Below are 14,543 nucleotides of genomic sequence, written 5' to 3' on the forward strand. Positions count from 1 at the left end.
AGATCCGAATGAAACCGGATTTCTCTAATAAAGCCCGTAGGGGAAATAACGCCGGTAGATTTCTTCCAGCCGGCCATTGCGCGAAAGTGCGGCAAGCGCCTGATCAAAGGCCGGTACAAGCACATCGTCCGGATCAACTGCCATGATGGAAAGGCCTTCGCCAAGAAATCTGTCGGATAAATAAGGTCCGCCGAAAAGCGCACAGCAAGCACCGGACGTGCTTCCCGAAACCCAGAAAGGCAGGCGCAGACCATCCGCAAAAACCGCGTCCACCTTGCCCGTCTTCAACGCCTCATACATGGGTTCGTAACCATTAAAGCCTTCGGCCGAGGCTTTGGGAAAAAATGCCTTGAGCATCTGTTCGTGCCGCGAGCCCGTGACCACACCCACCTTCTTTCCCGACAGGGCATCAGCGCCGGAGCCAGTGAATTTCGCTGCCTTGTTGACGGCAAGACGCGCGGGCAACAGCAGATAGGGTCGCGAGAAGGTGAAACTCTTTCGCAGATCGGCGGTGGTGGCAATGCCGGAAATCACCGCTTCGCCCTCTCCCATTTCCAGCGCTGCCTCCAGCTCATCAAACGGCAGTGCCTGCACCTGGCATTTGCTCTCAACCTTCAGCTGGGCGCAGATTTCGCGCACCAGATCGACATGAAAACCGGCAAGCCGGCCTTCCTGATCGGTAAAATTGAAGGGTGGGAAATCGACCGACATCAAAAACCTGATCCGGGGCACGGAGGACAGATCGCCACCCGGAAACCGCTCCTGCGCATCAAACAGCACCGGCATGCGGTTTCTGTCCGAGAGACCTTCCGCGTGAAGTTTTCCCAAATTACCACCGAATTGTAAAGCGATAGCTAAAGTAAAGACAATAACTATATTTCGCGTTACATTCATCATTCTCATCTATACTGTCCGTAGCAAGAAGCAGGGCGTTACCATGGCGGCGGCGGCGATGCATGGATTATTTTAGGCACTATACACGAGAATCGTTCCGCACGACGTCAGCGGGGCGAAAAATTGCGTTTTCGCTCATCGGCGACAATCCGTTTTGGACAGCGCCCGAACCGGACGAGCATGGGCCAACACGCTTTCTCTCTTCGCTGGGGTTCGGCAAGCCTTACATCGCTGCATTCGAAGAGCAGGCCCTCAAAAACGGCTCAACCGTGGAAGACGAGTTGCTGGCGAGCGGCCTGGTCGATGCGGATGCGTATTACGGTGCTTTTGCCAGATTGTTGCGATTGCCGTTTCGACCGGAAATCGATCCGGGTCGTGTGGCAGACCTCAATCACCTGGACGCGCAACTAGCCGAACCACGGCTCCTGCGGTTGACACCGCTGAATGGCAAGCCAGTGCTGCTGATCGTGCCGGAACTGGCAAGGATGGAATTGCTGAAAGGCATCCTCGATCAGCGTCCGTATCTTCTCGAAGAACTTGCCGTGACCACGCCACAGGCCATGCGCAGCGCAATCTGGAAGGCCGGCGAAGCACGCCGCTGCCGAGACACGCGACATCAGCTTTTCAACGCGGCGCCGCAGCATTCCGCAAGGATCACGCTGCATGGCGAGCAGGGTTTTGTCAGCGGCATTTTCGTTACCCTGCTCGTTCTGTCGCTACTGTTTTATACGCAGGCGGCCATGGCCTATATTCACGTCACCCTCACGATGCTTTATCTCTCCACCTTGCTTTTCAGGTTGTTTGCACTCGTCCATACGCCAAAAGGAAACGATGCGAAAACCGTCATACCACTCCAGCAGGACGGGGAGCTGCCGGTCTACACTATTCTTGTGGCGCTTTATCGCGAAGAGGCGGTCGTTGAGCAGCTCATTCATGCGCTGGAGCGGCTGGACTGGCCCAAATCCCGGCTCGATATCAAGCTTGTATGCGAGGCAGACGACGTAGCGACGATCGAGGCCATCCAGCGGATAAATCCCGGTCCGCATATCGAGATCGTCAGGGTGCCGCCATCCATGCCACGCACGAAGCCCAAGGCCCTGACCTATGCGCTTTCCGGCGCGCGTGGCACTTTCGTTGCCGTTTACGACGCCGAGGACCGGCCGCATCCGCTGCAATTGCGCGAGGCCTATGCCGCCTTCCGCGACCAGCCGGACGAGGTGGTCTGTGTGCAGGCGCCGCTTATTATCAGCAATGCCAGCTCCTCCTGGCTCAGCGCCTGTTTCGCACTTGAATATTCCGGCCTTTTCCGCTGCATGTTGCCCGTTCTTGCAGCGTGCAAGTTGCCGCTGCCGCTTGGCGGCACCTCCAACCATTTCCGCACCGCCGTGTTACGCCGGGTGGGAGGATGGGACCCGTATAATGTGACGGAAGATGCCGATATGGGCCTCCGGCTGCACAGGCTGGGTTATCGCTGCGGTGTCATCCGGCGACAGACACTGGAGGATGCTCCGACCTCCCTTTCCGTCTGGCTGAACCAGCGCGCGCGTTGGTACAAGGGCTGGCTGCAAAGCTGGCTGGTCATGACCCGCTCGCCCTTCACGACCGCGCACCGCATGGGATGGATCGCCTATATCGTCTTTCAGCTGCTGATTGGCGGCATGCTTCTGTCGTCGCTGGCCCATCCCTTGTTGTTTGTTTCCTTCGCCTTCATGGCCATAGCAATCCGGGAAAACGGCGCGGATATGCTGCTTTCCTGGCAGGGCATTCTGTTTTTCATCGATACGCTGAATATTTTCGGAAGCTACGCCATCTTCGTACTGATGGGCAGAAACAGGATGATAGCTCATGAGAAACAACAGGTCGGACGGCGCTGGTTGGCGATCCCGCTTTATTGGCTGATGCTGTCATTCGCCGCATGGCGCGCCGTGGTGGAATTGAAAACCAAGCCGTTCGTCTGGAACAAGACGCCGCATATGCCGGTCATCAGGAACAAGGCCTGACGACCAGATTTTATAAACGAATTCCGGTTCCGTCAGCGCCGCCACTGCGGATATGGCACAAACCAAAACGCCTTGCCGATCGAGGTTTCTCCATCGGCAAGCTTTATCGCTTCGCAAAAGATCGGCCGAGCAGCTCTATTTGGTAACGAGCTTGTTCTTGATGAGGCCGACAATGATCTGGACAATCAGGCCGCCGACGCCGCCGCCAACGAGCTGGCCGGCAAGAGCGCCTATATCCATGCCGCCGGCGGCAGCAGTTCCCGCCGTCCCGAGCAGCGATCCGAGCACGGTTCCTCCGCCGATGCCGCCAATAGCGCCGGCAATCAGGTTGCCGAGCGCACCGAGATCGGAATCCTTGAGTATTTTTCCGCCGGCCGAACCGCCAACCGCACCGCCGACAATTTGGGCCAATATCGAAGTAAGATCCATGTCATCCTCCTCACAGGTTTCCCCGACCATTCGGGGAAACAATGCTTCCCATTCATGTCTGTTCGGGCCGGAGAAAGCGGGCCTTGAGCCTTAGTCTTTCTCGCCGAAAAGTTTCCAGACCACGGCGCCGATTGCGGCGCCGAGGATCGGAGCGAGCCAGAACAGCCAGAGCTGTTGCAGCGCCCATCCACCAACAAACAACGCCTGTCCCGTCGAGCGGGCCGGATTGACGGATGTGTTGGTGACCGGAATGGAGATCAGATGAATAAGTGTGAGAGCAAGGCCGATGGCGATCGGCGCAAAACCAGTGGGAACCCTGCCATGCGTCGATCCCAGAATGACGATCAGGAAAAATGCCGTCAAAATGACTTCGATCAGCAGTGCCGACACGAGCGAATATCCACCCGGCGAATGTTCCCCGTAACCATTTGCGGCAAAACCGCCAATATCGGCACCGGCTTTGCCGGTAAGGATGACATAAAGCGCCCCCGCCGCGACAATCGCCCCCAGAACCTGCGCCACTATGTAAGGAGCGAGGTTCGATGCCGAAAATTTGCCAGCAACGGACAGACCGACGGAAACGGCCGGATTAAAATGACCGCCCGAAATACCCCCGACCGCATAGGCCATGGTCAAAACCGTCAGACCGAAAGCGAAAGCGACACCGAGAAAGCCAATGCCGAGTTCAGGAAAAGCAGCGGCAAAAACCGCACTGCCGCAACCTCCGAACACGAGCCAGAAAGTGCCAAGAAATTCCGAAAGAAGCTTGCGACTCATAACACTCCCCCAATAATGTTACGACCGCATCAACTATTACGTGCAATTTAATTGTAGTCAAGCTAAATCGCATAGTCGCACGTTTGCCGGAGCGATGGCGGTGACATGCGCGCTTTTGGCTGGCCAGGAAGTTGTTTGGATTGCCTTGAAAATATGGAGCGGGTGAAGGGAATCGAACCCTCGTATTCAGCTTGGGAAGCTGCTGCTCTACCATTGAGCTACACCCGCGCCGCGCACAAGACATCGGACAGTTCTTATCGGGTGTCAAGCACCCGACAGGATCATTACTCCGTGCGGAAATGCTTGGAGAGCTTCAGGCCCTGTGCCTGATAGTTGGAGCCAAGGCCGCTGCCGTAGAGGCCATCAGGTTTTTGCAACATGTGCTCGTAAACCAGCCGGCCGACGATCTGGCCGTGTTCGAGGATGAAGGGCACCTCGTGGCTGCGCACCTCGAGAACGGCGCGGCTGCCCGTGCCGCCCGCCTGCGCATGGCCGAAGCCTGGATCGAAGAAGCCCGCATAATGCACGCGGAACTCGCCCACCAAGGGATCGAAGGGTGTCATTTCGGCCGCATAAAGTGGCGGTACATGCACGGCTTCACGCGAAACGAGAATATAGAACTCATCCGGATCGAGGATCAGTTCGGCACGGCCGCGGGCGTATAGAGGTTCCCAGAAATCGAGAACATCGTGCTGAGCCTTCTTGTCGACATCTACCACCGCTGTGTGATGCTTGCCGCGATAGCCGATCAGCCCTTTTTCGCCAAAACCCTTTAGGTCGATGGAAAGCGCGATGCCGCCGCCGGTCACATTAGGGGTTTCGCTGGCGACCAGCATCTCCGTCTCGTGCAATTTCAGAAGCTCGGCTTCGTTAAGCAACGAGTGGCCGATGCGGAAACGGATTTGCGAGAGGCGCGAGCCACGGCGCACGACGACCGGGAAGGTGCGCGGGCTGATTTCCAGATAGAGCGGGCCGGCATAGCCCGCAGGTATCTTGTCGAATTCCTGCGCATTGTCGGTCATGACGCGGGTGAAGATATCAAGACGCCCCGTCGAGCTTTTCGGATTCGCCGAAGCCGACATATCCGCCGGCAGCTCCAGGCTCTCCATCAAGGGCACGATGTAGACGCAACCGGTTTCCAGCACCGCCCCCTCGCTCAGATCAACCTCGTGCAGGCTGAAGCGGTTGAGCTTGTCGATGACTCGGGTTCCGGGGCCGGGCATGAAACTGGCGCGCACGCGATAGGCTTTGGAACCCAGTCGCAGATCGAGGCTGGCGGGTTGCACCTGATCGACATCGAGATCAGCCTCGCTTTTCAGCTTGCCGCCCGCAAACAGCGCCCTGATCGCGCCATCCGCCAAAATGCCCGTGGTTCTGGTCATGATCATCATTCCTTTTTACGGCGACAAAACCAAAAGGAAAGCATTGACGCAAGCCGGTAACGGCAGTATGGCAAGCTTATCCCGTGGTGATTTGGCCGGTCGGCTTGCAGCCACGTTAAACAAGTGGCTAAAAAGACCGGGTGCTAGGAACCGGTCTGCTTTTGCGACCGGTTTTTTTGTTTTGAGGTGATCACATGAGCAATAAATGGCGCCCGGCAACCCAGCTCGTTCACGGTGGTACGCTACGCTCGCCCTATGGTGAAACGTCGGAAGCGATCTATCTGACCCAGGGTTTCGTTTACGAAAACTCCGAAGCCGCCGAAGCGCGCTTCAAGGGCGAAACGGATGGCTTCATCTATGCCCGCTATGCAAGCCCGACCAATGACATGTTCGAAAAGCGCATGTGCCTGCTGGAAGGTGCGGAAGACGCCCGTGCGCTTGCCTCCGGCATGGCCGCCGTGACAGCCGCCATCATGTGCCAGCTGCGTGCAGGCGACCATATCGTTGCTGCCCGCGCGCTTTTTGGCTCCTGCCGTTGGGTGGTAGAAACGCTTGCACCCAAATACGGTATCGAGTGCACGCTGATCGACGGACGCGATCTCAACAATTGGGAAAAGGCGATCCAGCCGAACACCAAGCTGTTTTTCCTCGAAAGCCCGACCAACCCGACGCTCGAAGTGGTGGATATTGCCGGCGTGGCGAAGCTCGCCAACCAGATCGGCGCGAAAGTGGTTGTCGACAATGTTTTCGCCACACCGCTTTTCCAGAAGCCACTCGAACTCGGCGCCCATATCGTCGTTTATTCGGCGACGAAGCACATTGACGGTCAGGGCCGTTGCCTTGGCGGCGTGATCCTTTCCGACAAGAAGTGGATTGAGGAAGAGCTGCAGGACTATTTCCGCCACACCGGCCCAGCCATGTCGCCGTTCAATGCCTGGACGCTGCTGAAGGGCATCGAAACCCTGCCGCTGCGTGTCAAGCAGCAGACGGCCAATGCCTCGAAGATCGCCGATTTCCTCGCCGACAGCGGCAAGGTTGCCAAAGTGATCTATCCTGGTCGCGCCGACCATCCGCAGGCAGACATCATCGCGCGGCAGATGTCGGGCGGCTCGACGCTCGTGGCTTTCGAACTGAAGGGTGGCAAGGAAGCGGCATTCGCACTGCAGAACGCGCTTGATATCGTGAAGATTTCCAACAATCTCGGCGATGCCAAGAGCCTCATTACCCACCCTGGCACCACGACGCACAAGAACCTGACCGACGAGGCGCGTGCCGAACTCGGTATTTCCGGCGGGACCTTGCGTCTTTCCTGCGGTATCGAAGATACGGACGATCTGCTGGAAGATCTGGCGAAGGGTCTTGCGGCCGTTTCAGCTTAAGAATTCAATCGACATATCGCCATGGCCCGACTTCCTCGTCGGACCATGGCACGCATCCCGCCTGGGTGAAAGCCCGCGTCGGGCAACCAATATTTACCTTTACCGTTATCCCTAACGGTGAAAAAACGGCGCAACAGAAGATGCACGTGGTCGTCAAGTCATTCATTTTCTTGACGATAGCCAGAACCTGTAGTGTAGGATGATGGCAGCAGGGAAAATATCGAGGTGTGGCGCGTATGTATCGTGCTCTGACAAGGGATATCGAGGTAACGGTCGATCCGTATTATCTCGAGGAGCAGTCCGACCCGGATGACGATCGTTACGTCTGGGGCTATAAAGTCGTGATCTCGAACAATTCCGATGTTCCGATAACACTCGTCAACCGCTATTGGCACATCACCGACCAGAACGGACAGGTGGATGAGGTCTACGGGCCGGGTGTCGTCGGCGAAAAACCGCATCTGAACCCCGGCGACAGTTACGAATATTCATCCGGCTGCCCGCTGGATACGCCGTCAGGCCTTATGTTTGGCCATTATGAAATGGAAACGGACAAAGGCGAGGTGTTCAACGTCACCATCCCCGCCTTTTCACTGGATTCACCCGGCCTGTTGCGGGTGCTGAACTGACAAAAAAGCCGCGCCATTCACAAGCGCGGCTCTCCTCGTCAGACGTTTTCAAACTCGCTGACATCGTAACGATAGGTCGTGGAGCAGAACTCGCACGTCACGGCAATCGCACCGTCTTCCTCACTCGCCTTGATCTCTTGAGCGGTGAAACCGGACAGCACACCCTTGATCTTGTCCCGTGAACAGCTGCAACGGTCGAAAATGACCTGCGGATCGTAGATGCGCACGCCGCTCTCGTGGAAAAGCCTGTAAAGCAGACGCTCCACTGGCACCTGCGGATCGGTCAGCTCGTCGGTATCCACCGTATTCAGCAGCGACACTGCCTCTGTCCAGGCATCGTCCTCCGCCACTTCATAATCGCCCTCGTCGCCGTCACCGCCATGGAGATCGCGCATGCGCAAACGCTCGGGCGCCTGCGGCAGGAACTGGGCAATCACGCCGCCTGCACGCCAGCTATGGCGCGGCTTGCCTTCGCCGTCACGGTCGAAGAACTGGGCAACGCCGAGGCGTACGCGGGTGGGAAGCTGTTCCGATTGACGGAAATAAACCCCGGCGATTTCTTCCAGCGAAGAACCGTCCAGCGGCACGATGCCCTGATAAGGCTGCATGCCGACGCCCTGATCGATGGTGAAGGCCAGAATGCCGGTTCCGAGCAATTGTTCGGGCGAGGTTTGCCCCGCAGCAACAGCTTCCGCCAGCCGCTCCTCATCGAAACGAGCATAAGCGCGCATGCTCTCGGGCGCGGTGAAATCCGCCACCAGAAGGTCAACCGGGCCGTCGCCCTTGGTCTGCACAGTCAGCTTGCCGGAAAATTTCAGGGATGTGCCGATCAGCGCCGTCAGAACCGTTGCTTCCGCGAGCAGGCGGGCGACAATCTCGGGATATTCGTGACGTTCGAGGATGGCATTCAACAGCGGCCCGACCTGTACGGCGCGACCGCGCACGTCCAGACCTTCGACCTGAAAGGGCACAACCTTGTCGTCGCCAGCTAAATCGAGATTGTCCAGTTCAACCGTTACATCTGCCATGTCATAACTCCTTGGCGCAGCCGTTGCGCCGCTACCGTCCAAAAGTCCGGCTTTTAAAATGTACTTTTTCAGCTTGTCGCACAGAGATCCGGGAAGCGAAACTGCCTCCGGGGAAAATCGTGCAAATCGTGAGGTGGCCCGCCAGCGAAAAGCCGACGAGCGTCTTCGAAGCCCCACAAATGGGAATGTGCATCGCCGAGTTCAAGCACCCGGCCGATAGCGGTCAGATGACGCCCATGCACCAGGCGATAATGGACTTCTGCGCATGGAGCCGGTTTTCCGCCTCGTCGAAGACCACCGATTGCGGCCCGTCGATCACTGCATCCGTTACTTCCTCGCCGCGGTGCGCCGGCAGGCAGTGCATGAACAGCGCTTCCTTGTTGGCCTTCGCCATCAGCGCTTCATTGACCTGATAAGGCTGGAAGATATTGTGGCCGCGCGCCTTGTGTTCCTGGTTCATGGACACCCAGGTATCGGTGACGACGCAATCAGCGCCCGCCACTGCCTTGTCGGCATCGTGGTACAGCGAGATTTCGCCGCCATTGTTGCGTGCCCAGTTCAGGAACTTGTCGTGCGGTTCCGAACCCATCGGTACTGCCATCGCCATGCGGTAACCGAAACGGGCGGAGCCTTCCACGAACGAATGCAGCACATTATTGCCGTCACCCGTCCAGGCAATGGTCTTGCCCTTGACCGGGCCGCGATGTTCCTCGAACGTCAATATATCCGCCATGATCTGGCAGGGATGCGTGTCGTCCGTCAGGCCATTGATAACAGGCACGGTGGCGTGTTCGGCAAGCTCGAGCAGACGCGAGTGATCCGTGGTGCGGATCATGATGGCATCGACATAGCGCGACAGCACCTTGGCCGTATCGCCAATCGTTTCCGCGCGGCCCAGCTGCATTTCCGTGCCCGACAGGAAAAGGGTCTCACCGCCGAGTTGGCGCATGCCGACATCGAAGGAGACGCGGGTGCGTGTGGACGGTTTTTCGAAAATCATTGCCAGCATCTTGCCGGCAAGCGGCTTTTCCGCCGTGCCGGTTTTGGTGGCAATCTTGCGCGTGCGCGCATCATCAAGAATTGTCCGCAGATCCTCCGACCCGACGGCCGAGAGGTCCAGAAAATGTTTTGGTGAACCCATTCTAATCTGTCCCATGCTTGCGAGCCCCCTGAAGAGAGGCCCGCTCTTGATTTTTTCAGGCGCTTTTTGCCTGTTTCGCAACCGTCAGGGAAGCGGCAGCCGCGTCGATACGTGCAAGACCCTCACGGGCCTCTTCCGCCGTGGTGACGAGCGGCGGCAGAAGACGGATGACATTGTCGCCCGCAGGCACGCCAAGCAGATGCTCTGCGCGCATGGCCTGCAGCAATTCGCCCGAAGGAATCTTCGCCTTGATGCCCAGAAGCAGGCCTTCGCCGCGAATTTCGTCGATCACGTCAGGATAACGGTCCTTGAGCGAGGCCAGACCCTGCCGGAAGACCAGCGCGACGTCACGGACCTTCTCGAGAAAACCTTCGGAGAGAACGACGTCAAGCACGGCATTGCCGACTGCCATGGCCAGCGGGTTGCCGCCATAGGTGGTGCCATGTACGCCCGCCGTCATGCCGGAAGCGGCATCTGCCGTGGCAAGGCATGCGCCGAGCGGGAAACCGCCACCGATACCCTTGGCGACCGCCATGATATCGGGCGCAACACCGGTATGTTCATAAGCAAACAGCTTGCCTGTGCGGCCGACACCCGTCTGGACCTCATCGAAAATCAGCAGCAGGCCGTGCTCGTCGCACAATCCGCGCAGAATTTGCAGGAATTCCTTGCTGGGCGAGCGAATGCCGCCCTCGCCCTGGATGGGCTCGATCAGAAGTGCTGCAGTCTCAGCCGTGATGACGGCCTTGAGGGCATCGACATCACCGAACGGAACCTGATCGAAACCTTCGACCTTGGGACCGAAACCTTCGAGGTATTTCTGCTGGCCACCCGCGGCGATCGTCGCCAGTGTACGGCCATGGAAAGCGCCTTCGAAGGACACGATGCGGAACTTCTCCGGATGGCCCTTGGTATAGTGATAACGGCGGGCGGTCTTGATGGCGCATTCCAGGGCTTCCGCGCCTGAATTTGTGAAGAATACCTTGTCCGCGAAAGTCGCTTCCGTCAGGCGCCTGGCGAGTTTTTCCTGTCCCGGTACTTCATAAAGGTTCGAGACGTGCCAGACCTTCTCGGCCTGCGTCTTGATCGCATCAACGAGGTGAGGATGGGCGTGGCCCAGCGAGTTGACAGCAACACCGGCCGCAAAATCCAGATATCGCTCGCCGCTTTCCGTGAACAGCCATACACCCTCACCGCGCTCGAAGCGCAAGGGGGCTCTTGAAAACGTATCAAACAATGGCGCGCCGGCTTCGGCCATGGCTGTATCACTCCTTGCGCAGATGCGCTGTCAAACTGTTGTCAATAGGCTTGCGGGGTTATCCCTCGCCTGAAAATCAAAATGCCGCCTTGCGGCGGCAGGGGCACTATTGTCACTTCGTTTGCCGATGTCAACAAAAGTCAGCGTTTCCCGGGCTTCTCAAGCACTAGTATGCGGCGGCGGGCCAGCCCCAAGGTGTTGCCTTTCAGACTCAATACGCCAGCAAGTTGGGGAAAACCGGAAAATCGATTCCAGATGATTCCCGCGACTCTTGCCACGGAGTCGGGCTGGCACTAGGTTAATCGCTAATTACTAGACTGCATTGCGGCGGAACTAGTCACCGAAAATCAGGCGGAAACCACGCTTGCGGCATGCGCGCGAGACGGAGAGGGATTCTGCCGAAAATACACGCGACAAGCGGAGAAGCGGCATGAACTGGACAGACGAACGAGTCGAAAAGCTCAAGAAATTGTGGTCCGAGGGCCTTAGCGCCAGCCAGATTGCAGCGCAGCTGGGCGGCGTCAGCCGTAATGCCGTGATCGGCAAGGTCCATCGTCTCAATCTGCCGGGACGCGTCAAGGCTGGCGGTCCAGTGACTTCGGCACGCTCCGCGCCGAAGCGCACCGCTGCCCCTGCCCCGCGTGCGACGACTTTCGCAGGTCGCGTCAACGCGGCACCGGCACGCATCCTCACCCGTTCGAACGCGGCAACGGCGCTGCACGAGGAGATCGATATCGAGACCGCGCAGGTTCTCGATTACGTTCCTTCCAAGAACGTTGTCACGCCGATTTCCCGTCGCCTGACGCTGACGGAACTGACCGAGCGCACCTGCAAATGGCCGGTTGGCGATCCGCTGAAGGACGACTTCCATTTCTGCGGTTGTGAAGCGCTGGAATCTTCGCCCTATTGCAAGTTCCATGCGAAACTCGCCTACCAGCCGGTGAGCGAGCGCCGCAAGGCTTGAGTGTTGCGGCACGCATTCAGCACTCAAAAATTACGGGCCTTCGGGCCCGTTTTTTTATGACAAAAATAAAGCCGCTTTCTGGGCGGCTTGATGGCAGGCCTCACCCTTTCCCCTTACTATCGGGCGTGACCCTTCAATCCGGATTTCAACGCGCCGCCGATCTCCTCCGGTCAAAACGGACAATGGCATCGAGTTTGGCGGATATTCATATTGAAAAAGCCCGAAATCGTTTCAGATTTCGGGCTTCCTGATTTTTTGGTGCACTACTTCGCCAGCGAAACTATCTGGTTCCGCATCGCTCAGGCTTCCATCGAATATCCCGCACCACGCACCGTGCGGATGACATCCTGCATGTGCGAGAAATTCAGGGCCTTGCGCAGACGTCCGACATGCACATCGACAGTACGCTCGTCGACATAGATATCATGACCCCAGACGCCATCCAGCAATTGCGAGCGGGAAAACACCCGACCCGGCGACGTCATCAGGAATTCCAGCAAGCGGAATTCCGTCGGGCCGAGGCGCACTTCGCGGCTTTTGCGGTGAACGCGATGGGTCTCGCGGTCCAGTTCGATATCGCCGCATTTGAGCACCGACGACAGAACCTCCGGACGGGCCCGGCGCAACATGGCCTTGACCCGGGCCATGAGTTCCGGCGTCGAGAACGGCTTGACGACATAATCGTCAGCGCCGGTAGCGAGACCGCGAACCCGTTCGCTCTCTTCGCCACGCGCCGTCAGCATGATGATGGGCAGGCGTTCTGTTTCCGGCCGCATTCTCAAGCGCCGGCACAGTTCGATACCGGAGACACCGGGCAACATCCAGTCCAGGATGAGAAGATCCGGAATGCGCTCCTGCAGCCTGATTTCCGCCTCATCGCCACGGGGTATCGTGTCGACGTCGTATCCCTCAGCCTCGAGATTGTAACGAAGCAGGACGCTCAGCGCTTCCTCGTCTTCCACAACTGCAATCTTGGGCACCATATGCTGAACTCCGCAAGCTTCTGCTTGTCTGTTACTCGGTCACCGAACCAAGCGTGTTGGAACTGTCGTCCTTCGGACGCTCGCCCTCCGGCTGGCTGCCAGTGGTCATGTAATAGATCGTCTCTGCGATATTCGTCGCATGATCGCCGATACGCTCGATGTTCTTGGCGCAGAACAGAAGATGCGTGCAGGTGGTGATGTTGCGCGGGTCTTCCATCATGTAGGTCAGAAGCTCCCGGAAGAGCGACGTGTACATGGCATCGATTTCCTCGTCGCGTTCACGGATCGCATTGGCCTTTTCGGCGGAACGCGTGGAATAGACGTCGAGGACTTCCTTGAGCTGCACCAGCGCCAGGTCGGACAGATGCTCGATGCCGCGGGCGAGCTTGCGCGGAACGCCGGTGCCGGCGACAGCGATAACGCGCTTGGCCGTGTTCTTGCCAAGATCGCCGACGCGTTCGAGATCGGCGGCGATACGCAGGGTGCCGATGATCTCGCGAAGGTCTGCCGCCATCGGCTGACGCTTGGCGATGGTTACAATCGCCTTGTCGCCGATTTCGCGCTCAGCATGGTCGAGAATGGTATCGTCCGAAATGACTTTCTGCGCGAGCGCAGCATCAGAATTGACGAGTGCGCGCACGGCGTCACCGCACATCTGCTCGGCAAGACCGCCCATTTCGGCGATGCGGCGCGTCAGAAACTTCAGTTCGTCGTCATAGGCAGACAGGATATGCGAATGGGTCGTTGTCTGTGTCATGGTCTATTCCTCCGGCTTGGCCTGCATGCGCGTGCCCAACAGCGGGGCACGGCAGAGGCACCAGTCTTGTACGGTTACGATAAAGCACCGGCCGGGGATCAGCCGAAGCGGCCCATGATGTAGTCCTGCGTGCGCTGGTCGTCCGGATTGGTGAACATCTTGTCGGTTTCGTTTTCTTCGACAAGATGACCAAGATGGAACATGGCCGTACGCTGGGAAACGCGCGCCGCCTGCTGCATGGAGTGCGTGACGATGACGATGGTGTAGTTGGTGCGCAGTTCGTGGATGAGTTCCTCGACCTTCGCAGTCGCGATCGGATCCAACGCCGAGCACGGCTCGTCCATCAGGATCACTTCCGGGCTAACGGCAACCGCGCGTGCGATGCACAGACGCTGCTGCTGGCCACCGGAGAGACCCGTGCCGGATTCCAGCAAACGATCCTTCACCTCGTTCCAGAGACCCGCTTTCTGCAGGCTATGCTCGACGATCTGGTCCATATCCGCCTTGTTGCGGGCGAGACCGTGGATACGCGGGCCGTAGGCGATGTTCTCATAAATCGTCTTCGGAAACGGGTTCGGCTTCTGGAACACCATGCCGACGCGGGCACGCAGTTCCACGACGTCGATCTGCTGATCGTAGATATCGTCGGTATCGAGCGTGATCTTGCCGGTGACCCGGCAACCGTCGATCGTGTCGTTCATGCGGTTCAAGGTGCGCAGGAAAGTGGATTTACCGCAACCGGACGGGCCGATAAGTGCAGTCACCGTGTTTTCGCGGACATTGAGGTTCACGTCGTAAAGCGCGCGCTTTTCGCCGTAAAAAACCGAAACATCCTTGCCGATCATCTTGTATGAGACTTCATTCATTTTCTTGTCCAGCGCCTTTTCAACTGCTGCTTCCGACAACATGTTCATTGCTCTAG

Annotated in this window: 14 protein-coding genes, 1 tRNA gene and 1 riboswitch; of the genes, 4 read left to right on the plus strand and 11 right to left on the minus strand. The window is 58.1% G+C overall.

Annotated features, from left to right (window positions below; translation table 11 throughout):
- Positions 1 to 24: 24 nt before the first annotated feature.
- Positions 25 to 786, minus strand: coding sequence for a transporter substrate-binding domain-containing protein (locus AC5SEO_RS07825; RefSeq protein ID WP_003514940.1), 762 nt, complete (start codon positions 784 to 786; stop codon positions 25 to 27).
- A 170-nt stretch (positions 787 to 956) separates the two neighbouring features.
- Here AC5SEO_RS07825 and AC5SEO_RS07830 point away from each other — a divergent pair, with 170 nt between their 5' ends.
- Positions 957 to 2,894 carry a glycosyltransferase family 2 protein gene (locus AC5SEO_RS07830; protein ID WP_174067980.1) on the plus strand — a complete coding sequence of 646 codons (1,938 nt, stop codon included), beginning with the start codon at positions 957 to 959 and terminating at the stop codon, positions 2,892 to 2,894.
- Positions 2,895 to 3,029: 135 nt separating this feature from the next.
- Here the strand turns inward: AC5SEO_RS07830 and AC5SEO_RS07835 are convergent, their stop codons facing one another.
- From AC5SEO_RS07835 to AC5SEO_RS07850, 4 genes are all read right to left on the minus strand, one after another.
- Entirely contained in the window at positions 3,030 to 3,323 is a 294-nt protein-coding gene (locus AC5SEO_RS07835) for a hypothetical protein (RefSeq protein WP_019564341.1), read from the minus strand.
- Between the two features lie 90 nt (positions 3,324 to 3,413).
- A complete protein-coding gene (gene aqpZ, locus AC5SEO_RS07840) occupies positions 3,414 to 4,100 on the minus strand; it encodes an aquaporin Z (protein ID WP_003514937.1) in 687 nt (228 codons plus the stop codon).
- Between the two features lie 154 nt (positions 4,101 to 4,254).
- Positions 4,255 to 4,328: transfer RNA gene (locus AC5SEO_RS07845), tRNA-Gly, on the minus strand.
- Between the two features lie 56 nt (positions 4,329 to 4,384).
- Entirely contained in the window at positions 4,385 to 5,482 is a 1,098-nt protein-coding gene (locus AC5SEO_RS07850; protein WP_111804437.1) for a 2'-deoxycytidine 5'-triphosphate deaminase, read from the minus strand.
- Between the two features lie 73 nt (positions 5,483 to 5,555).
- Positions 5,556 to 5,634, plus strand: a riboswitch (SAM riboswitch).
- 42 nt (positions 5,635 to 5,676) lie between these two features.
- Here AC5SEO_RS07850 and AC5SEO_RS07855 point away from each other — a divergent pair.
- Together AC5SEO_RS07855 and apaG are read left to right on the plus strand one after the other, a co-directional pair.
- Complete coding sequence (locus AC5SEO_RS07855) at positions 5,677 to 6,861, plus strand: O-succinylhomoserine sulfhydrylase (protein WP_097101446.1); 1,185 nt, start codon at positions 5,677 to 5,679, stop codon at positions 6,859 to 6,861.
- Positions 6,862 to 7,097: 236 nt separating this feature from the next.
- Complete coding sequence (gene apaG / locus AC5SEO_RS07860) at positions 7,098 to 7,490, plus strand: Co2+/Mg2+ efflux facilitator ApaG/CorD (RefSeq protein WP_003514932.1); 393 nt, start codon at positions 7,098 to 7,100, stop codon at positions 7,488 to 7,490.
- Positions 7,491 to 7,528: 38 nt separating this feature from the next.
- On the opposite strand, the gene AC5SEO_RS07865 is transcribed toward apaG, so the two are convergent.
- From AC5SEO_RS07865 to AC5SEO_RS07875, 3 genes are all read right to left on the minus strand, one after another.
- Positions 7,529 to 8,518 carry an Hsp33 family molecular chaperone gene (locus AC5SEO_RS07865; protein WP_112958880.1) on the minus strand — a complete coding sequence of 330 codons (990 nt, stop codon included), beginning with the start codon at positions 8,516 to 8,518 and terminating at the stop codon, positions 7,529 to 7,531.
- 223 nt (positions 8,519 to 8,741) lie between these two features.
- Positions 8,742 to 9,659, minus strand: a complete 918-nt coding sequence (argF, locus tag AC5SEO_RS07870; RefSeq protein ID WP_003514928.1) for an ornithine carbamoyltransferase — start codon at positions 9,657 to 9,659, stop codon at positions 8,742 to 8,744.
- Positions 9,660 to 9,714: 55 nt separating this feature from the next.
- Positions 9,715 to 10,917 (minus strand): aspartate aminotransferase family protein, encoded by a 1,203-nt coding sequence (locus AC5SEO_RS07875; protein WP_003514925.1) that lies wholly within the window; start codon positions 10,915 to 10,917, stop codon positions 9,715 to 9,717.
- A 430-nt stretch (positions 10,918 to 11,347) separates the two neighbouring features.
- On the opposite strand from AC5SEO_RS07875, the gene AC5SEO_RS07880 reads away from it, so the two are divergent.
- The gene (locus AC5SEO_RS07880; protein ID WP_003514924.1) at positions 11,348 to 11,881 is read left to right on the plus strand and encodes a GcrA family cell cycle regulator; all 534 of its coding nucleotides are present in this window, start codon (positions 11,348 to 11,350) and stop codon (positions 11,879 to 11,881) included.
- A 299-nt stretch (positions 11,882 to 12,180) separates the two neighbouring features.
- Here AC5SEO_RS07880 and phoB read toward each other — a convergent pair whose 3' ends face one another.
- The 3 genes from phoB to pstB all read right to left on the minus strand — a co-directional run bounded on the left by phoB (position 12,181) and on the right by pstB (position 14,535).
- Complete coding sequence (phoB, locus tag AC5SEO_RS07885) at positions 12,181 to 12,864, minus strand: phosphate regulon transcriptional regulator PhoB (RefSeq protein WP_003493692.1); 684 nt, start codon at positions 12,862 to 12,864, stop codon at positions 12,181 to 12,183.
- A 31-nt stretch (positions 12,865 to 12,895) separates the two neighbouring features.
- Positions 12,896 to 13,621 (minus strand): phosphate signaling complex protein PhoU, encoded by a 726-nt coding sequence (gene phoU, locus AC5SEO_RS07890; protein WP_003514921.1) that lies wholly within the window; start codon positions 13,619 to 13,621, stop codon positions 12,896 to 12,898.
- A 98-nt stretch (positions 13,622 to 13,719) separates the two neighbouring features.
- Positions 13,720 to 14,535 carry a phosphate ABC transporter ATP-binding protein PstB gene (gene pstB, locus AC5SEO_RS07895; RefSeq protein WP_006310676.1) on the minus strand — a complete coding sequence of 272 codons (816 nt, stop codon included), beginning with the start codon at positions 14,533 to 14,535 and terminating at the stop codon, positions 13,720 to 13,722.
- Positions 14,536 to 14,543: the final 8 nt, after the last annotated feature.

This window comes from Agrobacterium sp. K11 (assembly GCF_059429395.1).

What these genes read in the sequence shown, in the direction of transcription:
- pstB (WP_006310676.1), bottom strand. Translation starts at nt 14,535, where the DNA reads ATGAACATGTTGTCGGAAGCAGCAGTTGAAAAGGCGCTGGACAAGAAA.
- apaG (WP_003514932.1), top strand. Translation starts at nt 7,098, where the DNA reads ATGTATCGTGCTCTGACAAGGGATATCGAGGTAACGGTCGATCCGTAT.
- AC5SEO_RS07835 (WP_019564341.1), bottom strand. Translation starts at nt 3,323, where the DNA reads ATGGATCTTACTTCGATATTGGCCCAAATTGTCGGCGGTGCGGTTGGC.
- phoB (WP_003493692.1), bottom strand. Translation starts at nt 12,864, where the DNA reads ATGGTGCCCAAGATTGCAGTTGTGGAAGACGAGGAAGCGCTGAGCGTC.
- argF (WP_003514928.1), bottom strand. Translation starts at nt 9,659, where the DNA reads ATGGGTTCACCAAAACATTTTCTGGACCTCTCGGCCGTCGGGTCGGAG.
- AC5SEO_RS07880 (WP_003514924.1), top strand. Translation starts at nt 11,348, where the DNA reads ATGAACTGGACAGACGAACGAGTCGAAAAGCTCAAGAAATTGTGGTCC.
- AC5SEO_RS07830 (WP_174067980.1), top strand. Translation starts at nt 957, where the DNA reads ATGGATTATTTTAGGCACTATACACGAGAATCGTTCCGCACGACGTCA.
- phoU (WP_003514921.1), bottom strand. Translation starts at nt 13,621, where the DNA reads ATGACACAGACAACGACCCATTCGCATATCCTGTCTGCCTATGACGAC.
- AC5SEO_RS07865 (WP_112958880.1), bottom strand. Translation starts at nt 8,518, where the DNA reads ATGGCAGATGTAACGGTTGAACTGGACAATCTCGATTTAGCTGGCGAC.
- AC5SEO_RS07825 (WP_003514940.1), bottom strand. Translation starts at nt 786, where the DNA reads ATGCCGGTGCTGTTTGATGCGCAGGAGCGGTTTCCGGGTGGCGATCTG.
- AC5SEO_RS07850 (WP_111804437.1), bottom strand. Translation starts at nt 5,482, where the DNA reads ATGACCAGAACCACGGGCATTTTGGCGGATGGCGCGATCAGGGCGCTG.
- AC5SEO_RS07875 (WP_003514925.1), bottom strand. Translation starts at nt 10,917, where the DNA reads ATGGCCGAAGCCGGCGCGCCATTGTTTGATACGTTTTCAAGAGCCCCC.
- aqpZ (WP_003514937.1), bottom strand. Translation starts at nt 4,100, where the DNA reads ATGAGTCGCAAGCTTCTTTCGGAATTTCTTGGCACTTTCTGGCTCGTG.
- AC5SEO_RS07855 (WP_097101446.1), top strand. Translation starts at nt 5,677, where the DNA reads ATGAGCAATAAATGGCGCCCGGCAACCCAGCTCGTTCACGGTGGTACG.